The sequence below is a fragment of the Chloroflexota bacterium genome (genome assembly GCA_011322445.1).
GTDB lineage: Bacteria > Chloroflexota > Anaerolineae > Anaerolineales > DRMV01 > DRMV01.
In genome coordinates this window covers 21,420-45,162 of the sequence record DRMV01000042.1, presented here as the reverse complement: position 1 = coordinate 45,162, position 23,743 = coordinate 21,420, and the positions used below count along the sequence as shown (strand labels likewise).

The window sequence follows — 23,743 nt, the reverse complement described above, 5'->3', positions numbered from 1 at the left end:
CGTGGAGCGCACCCTAAGTTGGCTGGTGAAACGCCGGAGTGTACGCACCCGTTGGTGCAAAAAACCGGAAAACTATTTGGCCTTTGTGTTATTCGCTGCTGCCTCCATTGTGCACGATTTGGCTTTTTTCGGATAGACTCTAAGTTGATTTCGTATTCAGAAGGTGGATAGACCACCGGCTCATTTCGACCAGTGTCGGGGTCGTATTCGTACACGATTCGCTCTTCGCCCGTGCGAGGATTGACGACGGTTTGGGCGAAGGTTTCAATAATGTAGGTGTCTTCGTAATACCGCTGGGAAACCCGCAATCCGGCTTCGGCTTCTTTGACAGCCCGTTCCGCGGCTTTGATTTCTTCTTGCTGTTCTTCGGTGGGGTTATCGCCGTATTCGGCTTTGAGCTCGGCCAGATGGGCCTGGGCTTGCTGAAGTCGTTCAGTCCAATTGAACACGCCCAGGCTGACCAGCCAGATGAGGTGGCCTTTCTTCTCGTCCAGGTTATCTTCGGCCGCGGCCAGTTCGTATTCGGCTTCAGCCAGTGCGCTGGGGGAAGTGAGTTCGCGCAGGTTGCGCTGAGCCTGTTCCAGCCGCAGGCGGGCGTCGGTGTCGTCCAGGCGGGCTAAGAGGTCGCCTTCTTCGACGTGATCGCCGACTTCGACCAGCACTTCCACCACTTCGCCGCCGGTATCGAAACCCAAAGCGACTTCATAGGCCGGGGCCAGATTGCCACTACCATTGGCGTAAAGCACTAAATCGCCTCGGCGGACTTTCGCGGTTTTGAGTTCGCTTTCTGTGGGGGCTTGCGCGGCCTCTTTCGTTTGCTGATAGCGGCTGTAACCATAGTAACCGCCGCCGGCCAGCAAGAGCACCAGAAGGGTCAATAACCATTTGTTTCTGAACAGTTTGCTCATGGCGTTGTCCTTGTTGTATAGAGATGAGTGTATCATGCCTGTTATAAATTGGTCTCGCCCCTGATAGAGGCGAGACCAAGGAGAGTGGCTCAGGCTCAGATCAGCAAAGGAAAGAGTCGAGGGCCTGCACGGCGGAAATCAGTGATTCGAATAAGCCAGCCCTTATGAAGGAAGCACCCTCATTATTACGATTGTAATGTGGTAGAGTTTTGCTTTTCTGATGAGTGGAAGGCAATATTGGGAGTGCGGTGATTCCCAAGTGTTGTCATTGTAGCGAGGCGTGGTTAATAGAACTTTAGTAGGATGTAAGGGGATTGTAAAATCTTTTCTGAGGAGTCAGGGGAACAGGACGCGAGCAAGTGTTGTAGAAAAAAGAGAAATCTCCCGGTAAAGGTAGGGAAGCAACAGAACCCCAACCACCAGGAGATCCACCATGAAATTTAGCACAAAAACGATAGCCTTTTTATAGAGAAGGCTGACACGCTTGGCGCCGTTGCGCCTTATGCAATTTCTTGCATCGCCTCCATCGCGGCTTCCACCGTTGCGTCGATCACCGCATCGTCGTGCATCAGGCTGATGAAACCAGCCTCGAATTGCGAGGGGGCGAGGTACACGCCGCGTTCCAGCATGGCCTGGAAGAAGTGGGCAAAGCGTTTGGTGTCGCACGTTTTCACCGTAGGCCAGTCACGCACCGGCGTTTCGGTGAAGAAGGTGGCGAACATGGTACCCACGCGGGTTTGCTGCACGGGCACGCCTGCGGCGCGTGCGGCTTCGCCAATGCCCGCGGTCAGGCGCTGGGCCGCGGCTTCCATTTGCTCCCACACGCCTTCTTTTTGCAGCGCCCGCAGTGTCACGATGCCCGCGGTCATGGCTAAGGGATTGCCCGAAAGGGTGCCAGCCTGATACACCGGCCCCAACGGTGCGACCATTTCCATGATTTCCCGCTTACCGCCGTAAGCGCCCACAGGCAGGCCGCCGCCGATGACCTTGCCCAGGGTGGTCAGGTCGGGCGTGACACCGTATAGCCCCTGCGCGCCGTGGGGGTGCACCCGCCAGCCGGTCATCACCTCGTCGAAAATGAGGACCGCGCCGTGTTCCTGGGTGATTTTCCGCAGACCCTGCAGGAAACCCTCAACAGGCGGCACCACGCCCATGTTGCCGCCCACCGGCTCGACAATGACTGCGGCGATTTCCTCAGGATATTGCGCGAACAGCGCGCGCACGCTTTCCAGATCGTTGTAGCGGGCGACCAGGGTATCCTGAGTTGCCCCGCGCGGCACGCCGGGAGAATCAGGCAGCCCCAAAGTGGCAACGCCGGAACCCGCCTGCACCAACAGCATATCCGCGTGGCCGTGGTAGCAACCCTCGAATTTGACGATTTTGTCACGCTGGGTGTAGGCTCGCGCCAGGCGCAGCGCGCTCATGGTGGCCTCAGTGCCGCTGTTGACGAAGCGCACCATTTCCACCGAGGGTAGGAAGGCACGCACCAACTCGGCCAGTTCCACTTCCAGCGGGCTGGGCGCCCCGTAACTGGTGCCCCTGGCCACGGCCTCTTGCAGGGCTTCCACTACATCAGGGTGCGCGTGGCCGAGGATGAGCGGCCCCCAGGAAAGGACATAGTCAATATAACGGTTGCCGTCCACGTCGTAAAGGTAGGGGCCTTCCCCGCGGGCGATAAACAAGGGCTGACCGCCCACGGCGCGGAACGCGCGCACAGGCGAATCCACTCCGCCGGGGAGAATTTGCTGCGCGCGCTCAAACCATCGGATGGAATTGGGAATGTGCATGGGAACCTCCGAGGAAATTGCGAGTGAGGAGCTGCTTGCAAGATGCAAGTTGCAAGTTGCAAGATGCAAGATGCAAGTTGCGAATCGCGAATGGCGAGGGGGGCCTTTTATAACACGCCACTCATAACTCACCATTCATAATTCGTTCCACCGCTTCCCGCCCTGAACGGATGCAATCGGGAATGCCGATGCCGCGGTAGGCATTGCCGGCCAGGGCGAGGTTGGGCCAGGGGGAAAGCGCACCTTCTGCGGTCCGCACCCGATCCAGATGTCCCAGCGTGTACTGCGGCATGGCCTGGGGCCACACAAACACCTCGGCAAACAGCGGCTCTGCGGTAATACCCACGGTCTGCGCCAATTCGCGGCGGGCGATGGCTTCCAGAGCCGCGTGGTTCCAGGAAATGTCGGCTTCCTGGCCCGCTCGGCCCACGAACACCCGTACCAGCGCGTAGCCTTCAGGCGCGCGGTGGGGGAATTTGGTGGAAGTCCACGTGCAGGCGAGGGCTTCCCGTCCTTCGCTGTGCGGAATGACGTAGCCGTAGCCGTCGAGGGGGCGGGGCAGATCGGTTTCCCGATAGGCCAGGGAAACGGTAGCGGTGGTGGCATAAAGAATACCGCGCAGGGCCGCGGCGGCCTCCGGGGCAAAGGGTGCGACCAAATCCGCGGTGGCATAGGCCGGGGTCGCGAGCACCACCGCGCGAGCGTGATATTCGCCCTGGGGCGTGGTCAGGTGGAAACCGTCCGCGGTGGGGGTAAGCGCCTGCACAGGCGCGCTGGTGTGCAGCGCCACGCCGCCCGCGCGCAAAGTGGCTTCCAGGGCTTCCACGATTTCGGCGAGGCCGGTTTCGGGGGTGAGGAAGGCGCTGCGGGTGCCGGGGGCGCGTTTGCCCATTTTGCGGCGCATGGCCAGCGCCCCCTTGATCAGGCCGCCGTATTTTTGTTCCAACTCCCGTAAATACGGGAACGTCGCGGGCATACTGAGTTGGTCACCGTCGCCCGCATAGATGCCGCTCAGCAAAGGCTCAATCAGATTTTCGTAAGCCCCGCGCCCCAGGCGGCGGGTGAGGAATGCACCCAGGCTTTCGTCACCATCCTCGCGGCGGGGCGGCAGGAAGAAATCCAGCCCCATGCGGGCCTTCTGAGGCCACGACAGCAAGCGGGTGCGGATCATGGGGCTAAAGCGGGTGGGGATCATCATGGTCAGGCCGTCGGGCAACGGCTCTAACCTGCCCCGATGCAAAACATAGGTGGCCTTGCGGTGAGGGTTGGTGCCCCGCAGGCGGTCTTCGATGCCCAGTTCGCGGCAGAGTTCCACAGCCCAGGGCTTGGTTGCGAGGAAGGTGTCGGGGCCGCCCTCCACCACAAAGCCATCCCGGCGATGGGTGGTAATCTTACCGCCAAGGCGCGGCGCGGCTTCAAAGAGGGCAATATTCGGCGAGGCGGCTTTCCCACTCTGGCCGCCTTCTTTTCTGGCTATACGAAGCGCCTCGTAAGCCGCAGCCAGGCCCGAAATGCCACCGCCAACAATGGCTAAGGTTAAAGTCTTGGATTTGATAGAAAGGGGTGTTGTCATGGTTGCCTTTGATCAGGTTGCAGGGTGCAGGGTGCAGGATGCAGGATGCAGGATGCAGGATGCAAAGGGTGTTCAATCTGTGGCATCTGCGTAATCTGCGGCTGCTGTCCGCTCGTGCACCATCGCGACCACATCCCGCACGGCTTCTACTGGCGTATCGGGCAGGATGCCGTGGCCGAGGTTGAAGATATGCCCTCGCCGCGGCGCGCGGCGCAGGACGCCTTCCACCTGGGCGGCGAGTTCCCTGGTAGGAGCAAACAAGGCTAAGGGGTCCAGGTTGCCCTGCAGGGGTGCGTTGCCCAGGCGGGAAGCCGCGCGGTCGAGCGGCTCGCGCCAATCAATGCCCATCACGGTGCCACCGGCTTCCTGCATGGCTTCCAGCAAATGGCTGGTGCCCGTGCCAAAGTGAATGACCGGCACGCCAGTTTCCTGCGCGGCCTGAAGCACGCGACGGCTGTAAGGCAGCACATAGCGGCGGTAGTCGGGCACGCTGAGCACGCCTACCCAGGAATCGAACATCTGCACGGCCTGCGCGCCGGCTTCCACCTGGCCGACCAGATAGGCGGCCAGGGTGTCGCTGAGTTTGTCCATCAACGCGTGCCAGAGGTCGGGCGCGGCGTACATCATGGTCTTGGTGGTGCGGTAGTGCCGCGACGGGCCGCCTTCCACCATGTAGGAAGCCACGGTAAACGGGCCACCAGCAAAGCCAATCAGGGGCACGCCGCGGCCTTCCAGGGCCTGGCGGGTCAGGCGGACGGCTTCCAGCACGTGCCCCAAATCCGCGGTGATGTCGGGGCGGCGAAGGCGGGCAATGTCATCGGCAGTGCGCACAGGGTTGTGGAACGTTGGCCCCTTGCCGGGGACGAATTCCAGTTGCAGGCCCATCGCCTCGGCAGGGAGCAGGATGTCGGCGAAAAGGATGGCGGCATCCACGCCCAGGACGTCTACGGGCTGAAGGGTGACTTCCGCAGCAACGTCGGGGCGGCGGGTGATTTCCAGCAAGCTGTATTTCGCGCGCACGGCCTGATATTCGGGCATGTAGCGCCCGGCTTGACGCATAAACCACACCGGCGTGGCGTCCACCGGCAGGCGGCGGCAGGCGCGGAGGAAGCGAGGGAGGGGTGACGTTGCAGAAACATGTTGTGACATTGTATAATGTCCTTAGTAGCAAAATGAGCGAACCCGAATGGGAGCATTAGCAATGGACAATAAAGAACTTAACCTCATGCTGGAAGAAGTACAACGCACGCCCGAAGAGTATTGGCCTGCGCTGTTACAACTCATTCGCACGTTTCGAGAAGCCATTACACTGAAACCAGCCAAAGCATCTTTCCGCCAAGGTTGGCAAGAAGCCCTGAACGGAGAAACCCAAGATATCGAAACCTTGTGGGAAGATATTGATGCCGAATGAGGATGGCAAACGCTCGTTAGCCTATACGCCGGAATTCAAACGGAATATACGGCTTCTAAGTCGGCGCTATCGTCATATCCGCTCGGATATTGAGCCTATTCTGGAGCGTATCCAGAACGGCGACACGCCTGGGAAACAAATTCCTGGTGTCAAATACGCTGTTTTCAAAGTACGGGCCAAAAATTCAGACGCTCGCAAGGGCGCACGAGGGGGTTATCGCATCATTTATTACTTACCCACACCGGACAAGGCAATTTTGATCACGATTTACTCCAAAAGCGACCAGGCGGACGTCAGCATCCAACGTCTGCGACAAATTATTCAGGAAAGCGAGCATTGAACACTGCGCCAGCCTTGGCTCCGAGTGTTGCGTCCTTCGACTGCAGCCCTCGCTCACGCTCATGCTTCCGCTCAGGGCACTTCAACCTAATACAAACACCACTTACAAGTTACAAGGCAATTCTTGCGCATTATTTCTCGTCTGGCCGATACTCCCCGCGGCGGATGGCTTCGTCCACCAGCACACACGCGGGGTCAGAGGCCAGGTAATCGCCAAACACGCCGTAGGCGCGTCCGCGCTGCCCGCCGCAGACATCGCGATAGGGGCATGTGCTGCAGGGGCCTTTGAGCCTGTCAGGGTCGCGCAGGTCACGGAACAAGGGAGCATTGCGGTAAACGTCCACCACGTTGTGGGTTCGGACGTTGCCCGCCGAAATGGGCAAAAAGCCCGAAGGCATGATTTCGCCCAAATGGGAGATGAACAAAAAGCCGTTGCCATCGTTCACGCCCTTGGTGGGGCGGTTAAGGCCATCGGCATACTGGAAGCCTGCGCCCTGGAATGTGACCGCAGCGCCGCCACCCAACTCTGCCCGCCGCCGTTCAATGCTCACCCGGCGGTACATGGGCGCCGCGGTGCCCTTGATGTCAAAGGGTGCAGCCTTGGAAAGGTCATACAGCCAATTGAACACCCGCTCGTGTTCCTGAGCAGAGATCATCCACTGCGCCTGGGCGCGCCCTGTGGGTACCAGGAAGAAGACCGACCACTGCACCGCGCCGACTTCCTCAATGAAGGGCACCATCTCAGGCAGCAAATCCACGTTGAATTTGGTCACCGTGGTATTGACCTGCACGCTCAGCCCCACCTCGTGGGCGTTGTGCAAGATGTTCATCGTCCGCTGCCAGGAACCATCCACCCCACGAAAATCATCGTGCACCGCGGGCGTAGGTGCATCCAGGCTGAGGGCAATGCGGCGGATGCCGGCTTCCCTGGCCTTGCGCAGGCGTTCCACCGTGGGCAGCGCGGTGGCCGTTGGTGTCAGAGAGCAGCGCAAGCCCTTTTCCGTGGCATAGGCGATCAGGTCAAAAAGGTCCCTGCGCATCATAGGGTCGCCGCCGGTGAAAATGAGGATGGGATTGCCAAATTCGGTAAACTGGTCAATCAGGCGGAAGCCTTCCTCGGTGGTCAATTCGTCGGGATGGCGTTGGGGCTGGGCATTGGCCCGGCAATGTTTGCACGCGTACGCGCACGCGTGGGTAATTTCCCACGCGATGGTAAACGGCGCTTTGTTGAAATCCACTTCCGCGTAGCGGCGGTCGTGGGTGCGCCGCTCGCGCGCGGCTTCGGGGGAAAGGTTAGCGTAGGGGTCTTGGGGTACGGTCATTCCTCACTCCGTAAAACAACGGTGAGAAACCACCGATTTCACAGATTACACAGAAAAAATCTGAGTAAATCTGTGTAATCTGCGGTTTCACTTCAACCACCGCGCCGCATCTTTGGCGTGGTAGGTCAGGATCAAATCCGCCCCCGCGCGCTTGATGGCGGTGAGGGCTTCCAAAACTGTGCGCTGCTCGTCCAGCCAGCCGTTGGCCGCAGCGGCCTTGATCATGCTGTATTCGCCGCTAACATTGTACGCGGCCAGCGGCAATTCGGGAAACGCGTCTTTCACTTGCCGGATGATGTCCAGATAAGGCAAGGCAGGTTTGACCATGAGCATGTCCGCGCCTTCGGCCACATCCAGTGCGGCTTCCTTGAGGGCCTCGGCTGCATTGGCGGGATCCATTTGGTGCGAGCGGCGGTCGCCGAATTTCGGGGGCGATTCCGCGGCGTCGCGGAAAGGGCCGTAGAAAGCCGACGCGTATTTCACCGCATACGACAAAATCGGAATATGCTCAAACTGCGCCTCATCCAGTGCGCGGCGGATGGCCTGCACCATGCCGTCCATCATGCCGCTCGGGGCAACCATATCCGCGCCGGTTTCCGCATGGGAAACCGCGACCTGACCAAGAATTTCCAGCGTGGGGTCGTTGAGCACATAGCCCTCGGGCAAATGCGGGTGGGGGCGCGGGTCGCCCGTGTTGAGCAGGCCGCAGTGCCCGTGGTCGGTATATTCACAGAGGCAAACATCGGTCACCACCACCATTTCAGGCACCGCGTCCTTGATCGCCCGCACGGCCTGCTGGACGATGCCTTCCAGCGCAAAATTTTCCAGCCCCACGGGGTCTTTTTCTGCAGGAATACCAAACAAAATCACCGCGGGAATGCCCAATTGCCACACTTCCCGCGCTTCCGCGGCCAACTGATCAACGGAAAACTGGAACACGCCGGGCATGGAAGGCACTTCGCGGCGGATGTTGCGGCCATGACGGACGAACAGGGGGTAAATGAAATCACTGGGGTTGAGTTCGGTCTCCCGCACCATGCGGCGCAGGGCAGGCGTGTGCCGCAGGCGTCGCGGGCGGCTGGTGGGGAAAAGGGGGAATTTTGCCATGAGAGCCTCCGAGAGGTGTCAGGTGTCAGGTGTCAGGTGTCGGGATAGACGGACGATGGCCTCAACCAAACCTTCGGCAGTGTAAGGGTCTGCTACGGCGGCCACGGGGAAGCCCATTTCCCTGGCGGCCTGGGCGGTAATCGGGCCAATGCACACCACCTGCGGGTTGCCAGGCAGGGCCAGCGGGTCCAGTCCGGCCTGCCGCGTCAGGGCAACGAAGTTGCGCACGGTGGAAGGGCTGGTGAAGGTCAAATAATCCACCCCACGGCGCAAGGCTTCCAGGCCTTCAAGGGAAGGCTGCGCGGGCAGCGTGTCGTAAACCGGCACCTCATGAGCCTCGCCGCCCGCGGCGGCAATCATTTCTGCCAGGGTTGGGCGGGCTTGCAAGGCCCGCAAGAGCAACACTTTTTGGCCGCGCACATCGCCCAAGCCCGGCAAAATGGCCTCGGCCACATATTCCTGGGGCACAAAAGCGGGCGTGATGCCCCGCTGGCGCAAAGCCCGGGCAGTTTTAGGCCCAATCGCGGCCACGCGCGCCTTTTGCAACGCCTTTGCAAGCCCCAAGGCTTCTGCGCGCTCCCACACAATGCGCACGCCATTGACGCTGGTCAGCACCATCCAAGCATATTCGTCCACGTGGCGAAGCGCCGCATCCAAAGCCGGATTAGGCGTTATGGCACGAATGGCAATGGCAGGGAAGCGCACAGGCCGAAAGCCGCGGGCTTCCAGCAGCGCGGCCAGAGGCCCGGCCTGGTGCGCCGGGCGGGTGATGAGGACAGTGGGGGCGTTTTGGCGTATAATAGAAGTCACGATATCGTTTCCTCGTATTTCTCTCAGGAGAGATACGGTGAAAATCATCTGGACAGCATATTTGCGTTACCGTGCCCGCGTGCGTGGCTTTGATTTAAAGCGGCTGGACGAAATACTGCGCTATGGCAACGAACGGTACTACGACACCCAAACGGGGCGGTTCGTTGTGGTAGGACGCTGCGGAAAACAACTCTGCCTCGTCCCTTACGAAATCCGGGCAGAAACCATCACGCCGGTAACAGTACATGCCACAACTCGAAAGCAAATCCTCCAACGTGTGCGCGTAGGAAGGTATCTCCATGTCCAAGGATAAAAAACCACGGTTGCGATATTTCGAAGAAGAAGATGTGCTCCATTTGGTGCTTTCGGAAGAGCCGGAAGCCAACAGCGTGGAAATTTCGCCAGACATCACCGTGGAATTGAACGCGCAGGGCGACATTATCGGCATCGAAATCTTGAATGCGGGGCGATTTTTGCAAAACGCGCTTTTGGAAACCGTTCAGGCAAAACTCCTCATTTCGGGGTAGAGCGTTCCACAATCACTTCAACCACCGCCGCGCGCCTTCGGCAATGGCCTTTTGGGCCAAGGCTTGCCCCAGGGCACGGGCAGACTCGCCCGTAAGGCTACCCCGCCAATGGCCACTGCCATCGGGTGCGCCTACAAAGCCGGTCAAACGCAGCGCGCCCTGCGGCAAGGCTTCTGCATAAGCCGCGACAGGCACCGCGCAGCCACCGCCGAGGGCTTCCAGAAACGCACGCTCAGCATCCACCGCGGCGCGGGTGGCAGGATGTTCTATCGCGGTCAAAAGGCGCAGCGTTTCGGCATCGTCATCCCGACACTGCACCGCCAGCGCGCCCTGCCCGGGCGCGGGCAGCATCACTTCCAAAGGAAGCCACTGGCTGACGTGCTCTGTCAGGCCCAGGCGTGTCAGCCCAGCCCCAGCCAGCACCACCGCGTCGTATTGGCCTTCCATAGCCTTGCGCACACGAGTATCCACATTGCCGCGCAGGGGGCGAATCTGCAGGTCGGGGCGCACAGCCAGCAGTTGTGCAGCCCGCCGCAGGCTTGAAGTGCCCACCACCGCGGCCTGGGGCAGGGTTTCCAGGGTGTAGCCCTGAGCGGACACCAGCGCGTCGCGCACTTCCGCACGCTGCGGGATCGCGCCTACGGTCAGACCAAGCGGCATTTCGGTGGGCAAATCCTTGAGGGAATGCACCGCGGCATCCACACGGCCATTGAGCAGGGCGGCTTCAAGTTCCTGTGTGAACAACCCCTTGCCGCCGATCTCCGGCAGGGGTTTGTCAAGCACACGGTCGCCGTGGGTCACGATGACCTCTTCCTGGCAGGTCAAGCCAGGATGCACTGCTTCTAAAGCCCGAATCACCCACTGGGTCTGCCAGCGGGCCAGGGCTGAGGGGCGGGTAGCAAAAATAAGTCGCATAGTCGGGTGGTCAGCGAGCCGTTGGTCAGTTGGTGGAAATACCGAAAAGGCGACGGGCGACCGCGGCGGTTTCCGCGGCGCGATGGCCCTGGGCGGCCTCTTTGAGCGCCACCGTGGGGGAATGCAACAATTTGTTCACGATGGCTTTCGTCAAAGCCTCCAAACGCGCCCGTTCCTCTTCCGTGAGGTGGGGCATCTTGCGCAGAGTTTTCTCCAGTTCGGCCTGGCGCACCATTTCGGCCTGGGTGCGCAGTGCCCGAATAATCGGCACGACTTCCAGGGTCTGGAGGTAGCCCACGAAAGCAGCAACTTCCTCTTCAACAATCGCTTCCACTTGCGGCACAGCAGCCCGCCGGGATGCCAGTGCGTCTTCCAAATGGTCTTGCAAAGCATCCAGGTCGTAAAGCTGCACCCCCGCCATCTCCCCCACAGCGGGCTCTACATCGCGAGGTACGGCAATATCCAGCAACACCAAAGGACGACCGGCGCGTGCGTCCAACGCCTCTTGCACGTGTCGAGCATCAATCAAGGTATGCGGTGCGCCCGTAGAAGTCAGCACAATATCTGCCCAGGCGAGGGAAGGCAACAACGCCTCAAAGGTTGTTGCCTCGCCTCCCCATCGCGCCGCGAGCGCCTCGGCTTTGCTCAGCGTGCGGTTCATTACCCGAATATGGGAAACACCCCGCACCCGCAACGCTTCCACCGCCTGCTCGGCCATTTCCCCCGCTCCCAACACCAACACCCGCGCGGTATCAAAGTCTTTCACCGTTTGGGCGGCCAAATGCACCGCCATCGTTGCAACCGAAGCCGGATTATGGCTAATGGCCGTTTCGGTGCGCGCCCGCTTGCCCGTATGCACTGCGGCCTGGAACAGCCGTCCCAACACGGCGCGCACGGTGCCTTGCCCGCGGGCGAGTTCCCACGCGCGGGTGACTTGCCCCAGAATCTGGGGCTCGCCCAACACCAAAGAATCCAGCCCGCTGGCTACACGAAAAAGATGCGCTACCGCGTCAGCATCGCGGTAGCGGTAAAGATGAGGATGCAAAATCTCGGGGGCAACCTGCCGGGCATCAGCCAGAAATGATTCCAGCGTCTGGAAATCCTCAGTGGGGGCAACCGCGTAAATTTCCGTGCGGTTGCAGGTCGAAAGAATGACCATTTCCGAAACACCCGCCGGGCGGCTGCCGTTCTTTCCACACCCCAGCCGCGCCAGCGCGGCGCGAATGTCTTCTTCCGAAAACGCCACCTGCTCGCGCAAACCCAAGTCGGCGGTGCGATGGTTGAGGCCCAGGCAATGAATGGTTGGCACAATGCACCTCAAAACTTCTGGAATAGACAACGCTCGCTCTTTACTATACTCCTGCCCCGCCAGCCCCGCCAGACAAGTATCCTCAGCATCCGCTAAACCAGAGATTAAAAGCCCTAAAAGGCGCCTTAAACTTTCAAAGGGTGACCCCAGAGGATCACCCTTTTGGAAATCATCACTCTAACAGGCTATGGATGCCCAAAATCGGCCGTGAAATAGCCACCGTAAGGGCTTCCGGCCACATACACGTAGCCAATGCCTACGTCCACATACGCCGAATTGAGCATGTTTTCCCGATGGCCGTCGCTGTTCATCCAGCCATTGAAAGCCGCCTGAGGCGAGTTGTACGAACCGCTACCGGCATAGATGTTCTCGGCAGCAGCAGTAAAGGTGTAGCCCTGTCGCCGCATCCGATCAAAGGGGGAAGAACCATCAGAGCCCGTATGAGAGAAAAAGCCGTTGCAGCCCATATCCTGACTGTGAGCGCGAGCGGCCGCCACCAGCCGCGAATCCATGCGCAAGGGTGGGATGCCCCGATTCTGGCGTTCCTGGTTGATCAAATCGAGCAATTGCTGCTCATACGAAGCATTGAGGCTGTAACTACATCCCGCAGGTGTCGGTGTTGGCGGCACCGGTGTCGCAGTAGGCGGCACAGGGGTAGCAGTTGGCACCCGCGTGGCGGTAGGCGGTACGGCTGTGGCCGTTGGTGGCACCATCGTTGCCGTGGGAAGGTGCGTCGGCGTAGGCGGCACAGGTGTCGCCATAGGTGCTGGCGTTGCCGTGGGCGGGTGCGTCGCGGTGGGAGGAAGCATCGTCGGCGTCGGTGGTATGCGCGTGGCCGTGGGTGGCATCGTGGCCGTTGGGGGCTTTGCCGTGGCCGTAGGGAACGGCGTGGCGGTGGGCGGCACGCGCGTGGCCGCAGGCAACGGCGTCGCCGGGGCTGCCGCCGTATTCGTGGGCACAACAGCCGTAGGGGAAGGTGACGCCAGTGGCATCGTCGCCTTTGGCGCTACCGAAGGCGTCGACGGGGCAAAAGGCGTCCATGTGGGTGTACTTTCCCCTTGCCAAACGGTCGTCACCCGCGGCCCCTGAGCCTGCGGCATCGGTGGCACCGCACAGGCAGCCAACAGCACCACACTGACGGCTACCCATCCTGCAAATCGTCTCACTCTTGCAAACATCCTCTGCTCCTCAACAACGTGGTAGTCGTTTCCCCCAGTATACCCAATGCCATCGCGGCCAGCCATAGTCCAAAAGTCTTAGCGCAAACCCTGCCCCCTTCACTCCCCCTGCCACGAACCACTTCCCCGACCTCTTATGCCACCAGCCGCCCTTCTTCCAAATGCCAGACCGTGCTGTGCGCCACAAAGTCGGCATCAAACAAGCCCAAATCTGTGGTAGTTAGAATCACCTGTTCCGCCTCAGCGAGATAAGCCTGCAAATCTTCCCTGCGGCGGACATCGAGTTCGGCCAAGATTTCATCCAACAGCAACACCGGGCGGCGTCCGGTCTTCCTCGTCATCCATGCCATTTCTGCCATTTTGAGAGAAAGCAACGCCGTGCGAATCTGCCCTCGCGAGCCATACAGGCCCAAGTCGAGTTTGCCATCCAAAAAGCGGAAGTCATCTCGGTGAGGCCCGATGGTCGTCACGCCGCGGGCCACCTCTTCCGCACGCCGCCGTGCCAGAGCCTCTTGCAGCCCCTGCGCCAATGCCTCCGTTGAAAGGGAAGCCAGCGCCGCGTTGTCGGTCGCTTGTAACAATTGCCCCTCACCAAAAGGGTCATACGCCGGCAAATACCGCAGGCGGAGGTTTTCCATGTTTTGCGTCAAACGCCAATGCACCTGACGCGCCTCGCGCTCCAACGCCACAAGGGCGCGGCTGCGGGCAGCCATCAACTCAGCCCCCCGCAGCGCCAAACGCGCGTCCCAATACCTCAACTGCTCCCAATCACCGCCTTGCTCGGCCAGCAACTTCAGCAAAGCATTACGCTGAGTAAGCGCCTGCGTATATTCGCTCAGCGCCTGAGCATACCCCTCCTGCGCCTGCGAAAGCAACATATTGAGATAACGCCGCCGGGTTTCCGGCGCGCCTGTCACCATTTCGGTCATCTGGGGCAAAAAAAGCACTGCATTGAACGTCCCCAGGGCCTCGCTCAGTTTCTTTTTGATGCCGTCTAACAACACCTCCCGACGCAAACGCACTCCATTGCCGTTGGCTTCCAGAATCAGGCGCACTTCCAGGGTGCGCGCCGAAGATTCACCTTCCCGCTGAAATTCCGCGACAATACGCCCCACCGCCGGGAACCCCCAACGCTGGGCGCCAAAATTCACCAACTCACGGTCATGACGGGAATGAAACGAAGCAAACGTTGCCAGGTAATATACCGCTTCCAACAAACTCGTCTTGCCCTGGGCATTGCCCCCCACCAACAAAAGCGTCCCTGCGGGCAGCGTTTCATCAAGGCGGACGTAATTCCGAAAGTTCTGCAAAGACAGGCGTAACAAACGCATCAGCGGCTACCCGAAAATGGCGTGAAAAACGCTGCCAGGGAAAGCCCGTGGCAGCGCGGCAAAAAATACGGCACCTGAACCAATCACACGCGATCCAATTCCGCTGCCCGCTCAGGCGACACCCGCTCAACTCGCGTCGCTCGATCGGTGAACAACACGCCGTTGAGGTGGTCAATCTCGTGCTGAAAAATCCGCGCCAGCCAGCCGGAAGTGCGCAAACGGAAGGGTTTGCCGTGGCGGTCAAGGCCGCGCACTTCCACGCTCCTGGCCCGCACCACATCACCGATAATCCCCGGGATGGAAAGGCAGCCTTCCACCCCTACCTCAGTCTCTTTGGAAAACGCCACAATCTCCGGATTTACCACCGCGTACAACTGGTGCGGCACCCCCTCCTCGGGATCTTCATATTCCACCACGATGACCCGCTGAGACACGTTGACTTGCGGTGCAGCCAACCCCACCCCCGGGGCGTCCCGCATGGTGTCAATCATATCGTCAATCAACTTCTGCAAAGCGGGGCCAAAATCCGTCACCCGAGCGGCCTTGCGGCGGAGCACCGGATGCGGCACTGTTACGATTTCACGAACGGCCATAATACCTCCTGAGCAGTCGAATTATACCTCACTTTCGGGCTTCTCAGGCAAAGGCGGCCCGCCTTCCTCCATGGTGATTTCGTAAAACGCTTTCAGCAAGCGCAGCATGTGATCGCTCTCGCGCTGGGTATCGGCTGCCTCTTTCTGCCGTCGGCGGCGCTCCATATAGTGAAAAATTTCCTGTTGCACCATATCAGGCCGGGCCACCCCCTCGAAAATCATGGTGGTCGTGCCGACGCGAATTTCGACATCCCCAAAATTGAACAACCACCCCAGGAACCCCCGCCGCTGGTAGGTCATGTTCTCAATGCTTTCCAGCGGCGCGGACTGTTTGTCTTCCGAACCAAAAGGCTTGCGGTAAATATCAATGATGTGCTCGGGGGTCAGTTGGTAAATATCGTTGCTCCAATCCCACACTTTGTAGCCAAACCAGATCGCCAGCCCCAATCCCACCAATACCGCGACGCCCCACCACATTGCGGCGTAGGCCACGTGCGGGAACGCGGCCCATCCTGCCACCACCAGCACCCACCACCCCACCAACAGCAGGCCCTCGAACCCGCCACGTCGCAGCAACAAAAACCAATGCTTGCGGTAAGTGACCGTGCCATTTTCCTCGACACGCTGCTTCAACCAGCGCGTGTATTTGCGCAGCGTGCGCGGCAACCAGCCTTCCGTGCGCTGCACCCCTGAAACCCCCGCCCCCCCTTGGGCTTGATTTTCCGAAGCAGGTGGCAGTTTACCCAACCGCTCCATCACCATGTGGCGCAGCTCTTCTTCGGATTGGCGGCGAACATGGCTGCGGGCGCGCTGCCAGTATTCCTCCACCAGGGCAGCAACGACGTAAGGGAAAGCCACCTCACTGATGATGATTTTGCCAGCATACGTGCGCACGATCACATCGCCGTAATGCAACAAGCGTCCCCACCAATCGGTGCGCACGTGCACCGAAAGCACCGATTCCAGGGAAGCCTCGTTCCGGCTCTCGTAGAGAAAAACAATCTTGTCCACCCACGCCACCCGGCGGTTGGTGACCACACAATAGTCATTCCGCCAGTCCTCAAACTCCCAGGCAAGCCCCGGCAAAACCAGCAGGCCAATCACGCCCCCCACCCCCATCAGCAGCGTGCTGCCTTTGACCGAGCCGATAACCAGCAAAGCCGCGGCCACAGTGCCTGCCAGCAACAACCACCATGTGCGTGGCACCAACGCAATCGGCGGACGTCCCAGCAAAAGGTACACCATCTCGTCAGCCGGAATCCAGGAAGGGCGCTTACGCCGAATGCGACGGCGGCTGCGTTGCACAAGGCTCAAAAACTCCCAAATGTCTCGATACTGGGCCACAGCCTCGCCCACGGCTTCCAACGGCCAGCAATACACCTCCCCTGCATCCAAAGCCCGCCCCGTATATTCAAAAGCGGGATAGTCTTCTTCCAGCACGCACTCTTCTCCCCAATAGTCGCGGCTGACCAAAACACCCACGCGCTTGCTCGTTTTTTCGAGAGGCAAATCTTCGGCATCTTCCAGCATTTTCCCTACAGGCCGAAAAAGTTCCACCCTGCCGCGACGGACGAAACACAAGCCGTGGCACGCCTCGCCCGCGCGCGCCACCACGTCACCCGCCTGAAAAGGACGGCCTTCCATGGATTCCAGAAAACCTGCCAGCACCTCATCCGGCAGATCGTGGAAAAGGTGAATATGACGAATCCATTCCAGGTTTTCAGGCGAAGGAGCAACCACAGCCTCACCTCGGCCAAGGGGAGATGGTTTGATTGTAGCACGATTTCCAGTGCAAGCAGCGGGCCAAGCCAACAAAAAAGCCACCGCACAGGGCTGCGCGGTGGCTTCTCAAAGCAAAACAAGGGAAAAACTATGCTGCTTCTGCTTCCGGCAAAGTGTAACCTTCGCGCCGGAGGGCTTTTTTCAAGTCGATGAGCGACTTGCTGCCAAAACCATCAATTTCCAAAAGGGCTTCGGGGCCCTCAGCAAGTTTTTCCAACGCCTGGCCGGCGGTGGTAATGCCCGCCTTGCTCAACGCGCTCACAGCGCGCTGGCTAAGGCCAAAATCGGTGAGTGGGCGCTCCGGCGAAGTGCGGGCGGCCGCGCGGGCTTCCTCTTCCTGGCGATAACGCTCGTAACGCTCAAGGCGCTTCTTGAAGCGTTCCACCTGGCCTTCGGTGTCCACGATGCGCTGTTCACCGGTGAAGAAGGGGTGACACTTATAGCACACGTCGGTGTGCACCACCGGCACCGTCGCCCCGGTCGTCCAGGTGTTGCCGCAAGCGCAAATCACTTTGGCATCGTAGTAGTATTCGGGATGAATGCCTTTTTTCATGGCTGCTTCCTTTTTTTCTATCCGCAACAATAGCGGGGTTCAATTCTCGGAGAACGGCACAACGCTGACGCGCTTCCGGCCATCGCGAATGGTTTCATACTGCACGATACCATCCACCAGGGCAAAGAGGGTATAATCGCCACCCACGCCCACGTTGCGCCCCGGCTTGATTTTCGTGCCGCGCTGGCGCACGAGGATGTTCCCGGCACGCACGCGTTCGCCGCCGTATTTTTTCACGCCCAAGCGTTTTGCTTGACTGTCGCGACCATTGCGGCTGGAACCGCCGCCTTTTTTATGAGCCATAGGTCAACTCCTCTCCACTCAGGCTTCAATCGCGTCGATGCGCAAGCGGGTGTATTGCTGACGATGGCCGCGCTTTCGGCGATAGCGTTCACGGGGAATGTACTTGAACACAATAACTTTGCGGCCTTTGAAATGCTTTTCAACCGTGGCTTTCACTTTGGCACCGGGCACGGTGGGATTACCCACCTGCACCGCGTCGCCATCAGCCACGAGAAGCACGCGCTCCAGTTCAATCTGGGCGCCCTCTTCGTGCGGCAAGCGGTCCACTTCAATGGTGCCGCCGGGGACGGCTTTATATTGCTTGCCGCCACTCTCGACAATGGCATACTGCATACAAACCTCCGACTTCACTTCGCCGCCAGCGCCGCCAAACAGGGCCGCGTAGCGGGGAAGTTGGGGTAAAGCCCGCAGCAGCAGGCTTTCGGAACGGACAACACAAAACCCCGCCCCTGCGCGCCGCGCCGGGGCTAAGGCCACGCAATTATACTGAAAGGGGGGATGGATGTCAACGAAAACAGAAAAACAACGCGCGGTGATTGGGGAAGGGAAAGTGCCGGGCACCCTCTTTTTCAGGTTCAAGCATCAGGCGCCTCTCCAAAAGTTCCTTGCGGCATGTCACCGCCAAGCAGGCTGAGCGGTAACAAGACGCCTCGACACACACCCGCTTCGGCCACACATGCCCCTTGACGCCGCCGTCAAACTCGGCTATACTGCACAGCAACCAAGTGACTATACGAACATACTACACGCAAGGCAGGTCTTTATGACTCCTGAGAATGTTCCTCCACCCAACACCCAGCCTTCTGGCGCTCACCTGACGCCCGAGATGCCCCTGGCCCCTGTGATCAAGGCCTGGAGCATCTACTTACAAGACCAGGGGCGCTCCCCACACACCATCAAGGCCTTCACCGGCGACCTGCGGCTGCTTGCCAGTTACCTGCCCCCCGACACCCCCCTCGGCCGCATCAGCACTGACGACCTCAACCGCTTCATGGATTGGGTAAAAGAAGGGCGCGGCGTGCCCTGCAGCCCCAAAACCTGCGCCCGCCGCATCACGTCGCTCAAGTCGTTCTTCAAGTGGCTATACGAGGGCGGCGTTATTCTCACCAACCCTGCCGAGCGGCTGGTGCAGCACTCCGTCCTCAGCCCTTTGCCTGAAGTGCTTTCCCCTGCCGAGGTTGAAGCCGTGGTGGCGGCAGCCCAGGCCCTGCGCACCGCCCGCCCCGCCGACGCGCGCCCTTACGTGTTGCTTACCCTTTTGCTCGGCACAGGCATCAAGAAAAGCGAAACCGTCAACATCCACCTCAACCACCTGGCTCTTGACGTCCCAGAGCCTTACCTCTTTGTGCGCTACGCCAGCCCCCAGCATCGCTATCGCGAGCGCAAAATCCCTCTACCAGAAGGCTGGCTGGAAGCCTTTGAAGAATATCGCAGCCAATACGCCCTCCAGGAACGCCTTTTCCCCTGGACAGCGCGCCGGCTGGAATACCTTTTGGAAGAATTGGGCGAGGCCGCAGGCCTGAACAAGCACCTTTCCTTCTCCATGTGCCGCTGGACAGCCGCGCTCATGGATTTACGGGCCGGCATGGAACCCAACGCCATTCGGCAAAAACTGGGGGTTTCCAAAGTGCAGTGGCGAGAGTTGTATGCCAAACTCCAGCGGCTCGATAGCCTTGTGCCCGCAGAATCCACCCCCGCAGCGAGCACCCCCTCCCCGGCCCAGCCGCCTTCCTCTGCCCCCCAAGATTAGGATTTCATTAGAAATTTGACATACCCTCTTGACTATGGCGTCCCCGCGGGTCTATAGTAAAGCCTGTGGGGACGCTGCGCGCGCCCTCGATTCCACTCGTGGAGCGACGCCATGACCCAAACCATGATCGCCGTGCAAGGCCTTACCAAAACGTATGGTCCGCGGGTCGCCATCGACCACCTGGATTTCAGCGCCAAAAAAGGGGAAATTCTGGGCTTCCTGGGCCCTAATGGCGCCGGCAAAACCACCACCATGCGCATCCTGACCGGCTACATGCCGCCCACCACGGGAACAGCCCGCATTGCTGGCTTCCACGTGGTGGACGAATCGCTGGAAGTGCGCAAACGGGTGGGCTACCTTCCCGAAACGGTGCCCCTCTACAACGACATGAGCGTGCTCGACTACCTTGTTTATATGGGGCAGTTGCGCCGCGTGCCAAAAGTAGAAGACCGCGCCTGGGAAGTGCTGGAACAGGTGGGCATGGAAGACCGCGCCGACAGTTTCATCGGCTCACTTTCCAAAGGGATGCGCCAGCGCGCGGGGCTGGCTCAGGCCATTTTGCATCGGCCTGAAGTGCTCATCCTCGACGAGCCCACCATCGGCCTCGACCCCACCCAGGTGGTGGAAGTCCGCAACCTCATTCAGGAGATCGGCAAAGAGCACACCGTGCTGCTTTCCACCCACATTTTGGCCGAGGCCCAACAGCTCTGCGACCGGGTGCTCATCATCAACAAAGGGCACATCGTTGCAGAAGACACCCCTGAAAACCTGCAAATGCGGCTTCAGGGCGGCACTCGCATTCTGGTCACCGTGCAAGGGAAGCCACAGGAAAGCCTGCTTGAACGGCTGCGGGCACTGCAAGGCGTGCAAATGGTTGCCGGCAAGGACGACGGCCAAATTGAAATCGTGGCCGAGGAAGGCAGCGAAGTGCGGCCTCAAATTGCCCGCACGGTGCTGGAAAGCGGCCACAACCTGCTGGAAATGCGGCGTCTCGCGATGAGCCTGGAAGAAATCTTCCTGCAACTCATCGGAGAAGAAACAGCCGCAGAGGCCACAGCCGAAAGCGAAGCCGAAGCGAGCGCCGAAGCCACCGAAGCCGAACCCACCGAGGAGGCGTGAGCCATGCGCACATTGTGGATTATCGCCCGCAGGGAATACAGCCGCTATTTCACCACCCCGGCGGCATACCTGGCCGCTTTCCTCTTCTTGCTCGTGCTGGGCATCATCTTTTACGCCAACATCGCCGCGACCACCATGCGCTCGTTTATGATGCCCGGCTCAGCCCCCGACATCAGCATCATCGTCAACCCCATGACCACACTGCTGGTCTTCATCGTGCCCGCCCTCACCATGCGGCTTCTGGCCGAAGAACAGCGCATGGGCACCATCGAACTGCTGCTCACCTCGCCGGTGAGCGACGCGGAACTCATCATCGGCAAATGGCTGGGCAGTTTCCTTTTCGTTGCCACGCTCATCCTCATTGCGCTGATCTACCCCGTGGTGCTCAACCAGTTGGTTTCGCCGGGCATCGATTGGGGTCCGGTCATCACCGGCTTCCTGGGGCTGCTGCTGATGGCTGCCACGCTGACCGCGCTGGGCACAGCCGTGTCTGCGCTGTTCAACAACCAGATTGCAGCCTTCGTGGCAACGCTGGCTTTCTTCCTGCTGCTGTGGCTGCTGGGCTTCCCCAGCCAGAGCATGGGCGGCAGCAACCTTTGGCAATACCTTGACCTCAGCCATCATTTCTACGACACCTTCGCCCGTGGCATCATCGACACGCGCGACATCATCTACTACCTGAGCGGCGCCGCGCTGGGCTTGTTTGCCGGCACGGTCATCATTGAAACCCGGAGGTGGCGCTGATGAAACGCGAACAACGTCAACGCTATGCCCCACTGGTCCTGGCGCTTGCCCTCGTAGGGCTGGCGGTGGCTTTCGGCGGCTACATCGTTTACCGCGCCTTCGCCCCTGTGGTGACGGTGAGCCTCACATGGACAGTTTTATTGCTGGCCCTGTATGTCTTCCTGGTGCCTGAAAAAGTCCAAAGCGCCCTGACCGGAAGACAGGCCCGTTATGGCAGCAACGCGCTCATTTTGAGCCTGGCCTTCATCGGCATCCTGGCCGTCATCAACTACGTCGGCTACCAGTTTCCCAAGCGATGGGACCTCACAGCCGACAAAAGCCACACGCTCACCCAGGTCACGTTAGACACGTTAGCCAAACTTCCCCAAAAAGTGACGGCCACGGCCTTCTACACCTCGCGCATGCCCAAAGGGAATGCCCAAAACCTGCTCGACCAGTATGCCTTTGCTTCGCACGGCAAGTTTACCTACAAGTTCGTCAACCCCGAAGCCCAACCTACCATCGCGCAGCAAATGGGCATCACCCGCGACGGCACCGTGGTGCTGCAAATGGGCGACCGCACCGAAAAGGTCACGGCAGTGACGGAACAAGACCTGACCAGCGCCCTGGTGCGCCTCATGCACCCCAAGAAGCAGGTGGTCTACTTCCTCACCGGCCACGGCGAGCGCTCGCCTGACGACTTCGACGACAAAGGCTATTCCACCGCCAAGCGCGAACTGGAAAACAAAAACTACACCGTCAAGCCGCTCAGCCTGCTGAAACACAAAGCCGTGCCAAAAGATGCCAACGTGGTCATCATCGCTGCGCCGCAAAAGCCGCTCTCGCAAGAAGAGATTGCCGCGCTGGAACTCTTCATCCAAAACGGCGGCGGCGTGATGGTGCTGCTTGAACCGCCCCTCAAGCCCGATACGAAACCCGGGCCGCTGGTCACCTATTTGGAAGCCAAATGGCACCTCAACCTCACGCCCGACCTGGTCATCGACCCACTGGCTAACCCGGCAACGGTTATCGTTTCCTACAAATATGGTGCGCACAAAATCACCGACCCCATCAAGACCGTCGCGACCATCTTCCCCACCGCACGCAGCGTAGGCGTGCCAGTGCCCGTACCCGATGGGCTTGACGAAATTACCCTGGTGCGCAGCGAGCCCAAATCGTGGGCCGAGACCAACCTTGCCGCGCTGCAAAAGCAACAAGCCAAAGAAGACGATAAAGACATCAAAGGGCCGGTGGGCATCGCGGCAGCGCTGGAAAACCTGAAAACCCACGGGCGCGTGGTGGTCGTGGGTGACGCCGACTTTGCCAGCAACGCCTACTACCCCGCTTACGGCAATGCCGATTTCTTCCTCAACAGCGTCGACTGGCTCAGCAAACAGCAGGAACTCATCCACCTCAACCCGCGCACGCCCACCCAGCGCGTCGTCGTGCTGCCGCGACGTGATACGCTGATGCTGCTCTTCCTGGCCTTCGTGTTCGTGCTGCCTGGGGCTGTGCTGCTGGCAGGCGTGGTGGTATGGGCGCGACGGCGTCGGCGGGCATAGGAGGCAGCCATGATTCGCCGAAGCACATGGATTACCCTCATCGTCTTCCTCGTGTTGGCCGCCGCGGGCTATGGCGCCATCACGTACAAGAACCAGCGCGCCAAAACGCATCCTACGCCTTCCCCCACACCTAACGACGTCATCACCTTTACCGAAAACGACATCGTAAGCGTGGAAATCGACGGGCAAGGGCGCAAGGTCGTCTTGCAGCGCAAAGACCCTAAAAGCCCGTGGCAAGTGGTACAGCCAGCACCCCAAGGCAACGAGCGCCCTGACCAGCAGCGCATCAGCACCGCCGTTTTCAACATCACCACTCTCAGCGCCCTAAACAGTGTGCCGGAAGGCATTGACCTGAACGCTCTGGGGCTGCTCAAACCAACGTACATCCTCAAACTGCGCCTTGCCAACGGCAAAACCTGGCAGGCCGAAATCGGTAAAGAAACCCCCATCGGCAGCGGCTACTACGCCCGTGCAAACGGCCAGTTACTGGTGGTCGAAAAATACGCCGTTGACAGCATTGCCTCGCTGTTGAACAAGCCGCCGCTGGCGACCCCCACACCCACACCGACGCCTACACCCACCAGCACGCCAACGCCCATGCCTTCACCGACGCCTACATCCAACAACACCGGCGGCCCTCCTCCTCCCACGCCGACTCCCTGACCTCCTCCTCTCTCGCTCGGGGCAGCCTGCGGAAGGCTGCCCCGTTGCCCTTCAACGCGGGCAGATTCCCGCGCTGCACAACCATTAAAAAACCATTACAAAATCCAAAAAGGATGCCAAGAGGGTTGATTTTTGCCTTGAAAGGCTGTATGCTGAAATTGTTCTGAGACGCATTTTG

The 23,743-nt window shown here is 59.9% G+C and carries 25 protein-coding genes; 9 read left to right on the top strand and 16 right to left on the bottom strand.

Annotation, left to right across the window (positions count from 1 at the left end):
• From ENJ54_09110 to hemE, 4 genes are all read right to left on the bottom strand, one after another.
• Window positions 1–944, bottom strand: a 944-nt coding sequence (locus tag ENJ54_09110) for a biotin/lipoyl-binding protein (GenBank protein ID HFC09990.1), incomplete at its 3' end; no start/stop codon positions are given.
• A 464-nt stretch (window positions 945–1,408) separates the two neighbouring features.
• A complete protein-coding gene (gene hemL / locus ENJ54_09105; GenBank protein HFC09989.1) occupies window positions 1,409–2,695 on the bottom strand; it encodes a glutamate-1-semialdehyde-2,1-aminomutase in 1,287 nt (428 codons plus the stop codon).
• A 121-nt stretch (window positions 2,696–2,816) separates the two neighbouring features.
• Window positions 2,817–4,268, bottom strand: coding sequence for a protoporphyrinogen oxidase (hemG, locus tag ENJ54_09100; GenBank protein ID HFC09988.1), 1,452 nt, complete (start codon window positions 4,266–4,268; stop codon window positions 2,817–2,819).
• A gap of 72 nt (window positions 4,269–4,340) precedes the next feature.
• Window positions 4,341–5,417, bottom strand: a complete 1,077-nt coding sequence (gene hemE, locus ENJ54_09095) for a uroporphyrinogen decarboxylase (protein ID HFC09987.1) — start codon at window positions 5,415–5,417, stop codon at window positions 4,341–4,343.
• Window positions 5,418–5,454: 37 nt separating this feature from the next.
• Here hemE and ENJ54_09090 point away from each other — a divergent pair, with 37 nt between their 5' ends.
• Both ENJ54_09090 and ENJ54_09085 read left to right on the top strand, forming a co-directional pair.
• The gene (locus ENJ54_09090; protein HFC09986.1) at window positions 5,455–5,679 is read left to right on the top strand and encodes a hypothetical protein; all 225 of its coding nucleotides are present in this window, start codon (window positions 5,455–5,457) and stop codon (window positions 5,677–5,679) included.
• Window positions 5,669–6,019, top strand: a complete 351-nt coding sequence (locus tag ENJ54_09085; protein ID HFC09985.1) for a type II toxin-antitoxin system RelE/ParE family toxin — start codon at window positions 5,669–5,671, stop codon at window positions 6,017–6,019. Before ENJ54_09090 ends, ENJ54_09085 begins: the two co-directional genes overlap by 11 nt.
• A 130-nt stretch (window positions 6,020–6,149) precedes the next feature.
• On the opposite strand, the gene ENJ54_09080 is transcribed toward ENJ54_09085, so the two are convergent.
• From ENJ54_09080 to ENJ54_09070, 3 genes are all read right to left on the bottom strand, one after another.
• Complete coding sequence (locus ENJ54_09080) at window positions 6,150–7,340, bottom strand: TIGR04053 family radical SAM/SPASM domain-containing protein (protein HFC09984.1); 1,191 nt, start codon at window positions 7,338–7,340, stop codon at window positions 6,150–6,152.
• An 87-nt stretch (window positions 7,341–7,427) separates the two neighbouring features.
• Window positions 7,428–8,447, bottom strand: a complete 1,020-nt coding sequence (gene hemB / locus ENJ54_09075) for a porphobilinogen synthase (GenBank protein HFC09983.1) — start codon at window positions 8,445–8,447, stop codon at window positions 7,428–7,430.
• Window positions 8,448–8,465: 18 nt separating this feature from the next.
• Complete coding sequence (locus tag ENJ54_09070) at window positions 8,466–9,305, bottom strand: uroporphyrinogen-III synthase (protein ID HFC09982.1); 840 nt, start codon at window positions 9,303–9,305, stop codon at window positions 8,466–8,468.
• Between ENJ54_09070 and ENJ54_09065 the strand changes: the two genes are divergently transcribed.
• On the top strand, window positions 9,295–9,570 hold the full coding sequence (locus ENJ54_09065) for a hypothetical protein (GenBank protein ID HFC09981.1): 276 nt from the start codon (window positions 9,295–9,297) through the stop codon (window positions 9,568–9,570). The genes ENJ54_09070 and ENJ54_09065 overlap by 11 nt on opposite strands.
• Window positions 9,557–9,784, top strand: a complete 228-nt coding sequence (locus tag ENJ54_09060) for a DUF2283 domain-containing protein (protein ID HFC09980.1) — start codon at window positions 9,557–9,559, stop codon at window positions 9,782–9,784. The genes ENJ54_09065 and ENJ54_09060 overlap by 14 nt, the downstream gene beginning before the upstream one ends.
• A 12-nt stretch (window positions 9,785–9,796) precedes the next feature.
• Here the strand turns inward: ENJ54_09060 and hemC are convergent, their stop codons facing one another.
• The 9 genes from hemC to rplU all read right to left on the bottom strand — a co-directional run bounded on the left by hemC (window position 9,797) and on the right by rplU (window position 18,081).
• Window positions 9,797–10,699, bottom strand: coding sequence for a hydroxymethylbilane synthase (gene hemC / locus ENJ54_09055; protein HFC09979.1), 903 nt, complete (start codon window positions 10,697–10,699; stop codon window positions 9,797–9,799).
• Window positions 10,700–10,724: 25 nt separating this feature from the next.
• Window positions 10,725–12,158: a glutamyl-tRNA reductase gene (locus tag ENJ54_09050; protein ID HFC09978.1), complete on the bottom strand. Its 1,434-nt coding sequence runs from the start codon at window positions 12,156–12,158 to the stop codon at window positions 10,725–10,727.
• 35 nt (window positions 12,159–12,193) lie between these two features.
• On the bottom strand, window positions 12,194–12,913 hold the full coding sequence (locus tag ENJ54_09045) for a CAP domain-containing protein (GenBank protein HFC09977.1): 720 nt from the start codon (window positions 12,911–12,913) through the stop codon (window positions 12,194–12,196).
• A gap of 407 nt (window positions 12,914–13,320) precedes the next feature.
• Window positions 13,321–14,517 carry a DNA replication/repair protein RecF gene (locus tag ENJ54_09040; protein HFC09976.1) on the bottom strand — a complete coding sequence of 399 codons (1,197 nt, stop codon included), beginning with the start codon at window positions 14,515–14,517 and terminating at the stop codon, window positions 13,321–13,323.
• An 83-nt stretch (window positions 14,518–14,600) separates the two neighbouring features.
• Window positions 14,601–15,110 (bottom strand): peptide deformylase, encoded by a 510-nt coding sequence (gene def, locus ENJ54_09035; protein HFC09975.1) that lies wholly within the window; start codon window positions 15,108–15,110, stop codon window positions 14,601–14,603.
• Window positions 15,111–15,131: 21 nt separating this feature from the next.
• Window positions 15,132–16,850: a cyclic nucleotide-binding domain-containing protein gene (locus tag ENJ54_09030; GenBank protein HFC09974.1), complete on the bottom strand. Its 1,719-nt coding sequence runs from the start codon at window positions 16,848–16,850 to the stop codon at window positions 15,132–15,134.
• 130 nt (window positions 16,851–16,980) lie between these two features.
• Window positions 16,981–17,445: a 50S ribosomal protein L31 gene (locus ENJ54_09025; GenBank protein ID HFC09973.1), complete on the bottom strand. Its 465-nt coding sequence runs from the start codon at window positions 17,443–17,445 to the stop codon at window positions 16,981–16,983.
• 39 nt (window positions 17,446–17,484) lie between these two features.
• Window positions 17,485–17,748, bottom strand: coding sequence for a 50S ribosomal protein L27 (locus tag ENJ54_09020; GenBank protein ID HFC09972.1), 264 nt, complete (start codon window positions 17,746–17,748; stop codon window positions 17,485–17,487).
• Between the two features lie 18 nt (window positions 17,749–17,766).
• Window positions 17,767–18,081, bottom strand: a complete 315-nt coding sequence (gene rplU / locus ENJ54_09015) for a 50S ribosomal protein L21 (protein HFC09971.1) — start codon at window positions 18,079–18,081, stop codon at window positions 17,767–17,769.
• 343 nt (window positions 18,082–18,424) lie between these two features.
• Between rplU and ENJ54_09010 the strand changes: the two genes are divergently transcribed.
• From ENJ54_09010 to ENJ54_08990, 5 genes are all read left to right on the top strand, one after another.
• The gene (locus ENJ54_09010) at window positions 18,425–19,498 is read left to right on the top strand and encodes a hypothetical protein (protein ID HFC09970.1); all 1,074 of its coding nucleotides are present in this window, start codon (window positions 18,425–18,427) and stop codon (window positions 19,496–19,498) included.
• Window positions 19,499–19,621: 123 nt separating this feature from the next.
• On the top strand, window positions 19,622–20,617 hold the full coding sequence (locus ENJ54_09005) for an ABC transporter ATP-binding protein (GenBank protein ID HFC09969.1): 996 nt from the start codon (window positions 19,622–19,624) through the stop codon (window positions 20,615–20,617).
• Window positions 20,618–20,620: 3 nt separating this feature from the next.
• Window positions 20,621–21,361: a hypothetical protein gene (locus ENJ54_09000; GenBank protein HFC09968.1), complete on the top strand. Its 741-nt coding sequence runs from the start codon at window positions 20,621–20,623 to the stop codon at window positions 21,359–21,361.
• On the top strand, window positions 21,361–22,902 hold the full coding sequence (locus ENJ54_08995) for a hypothetical protein (GenBank protein HFC09967.1): 1,542 nt from the start codon (window positions 21,361–21,363) through the stop codon (window positions 22,900–22,902). The genes ENJ54_09000 and ENJ54_08995 overlap by 1 nt, the downstream gene beginning before the upstream one ends.
• A 9-nt stretch (window positions 22,903–22,911) precedes the next feature.
• On the top strand, window positions 22,912–23,565 hold the full coding sequence (locus ENJ54_08990) for a hypothetical protein (GenBank protein ID HFC09966.1): 654 nt from the start codon (window positions 22,912–22,914) through the stop codon (window positions 23,563–23,565).
• Window positions 23,566–23,743 lie beyond the last annotated feature (178 nt).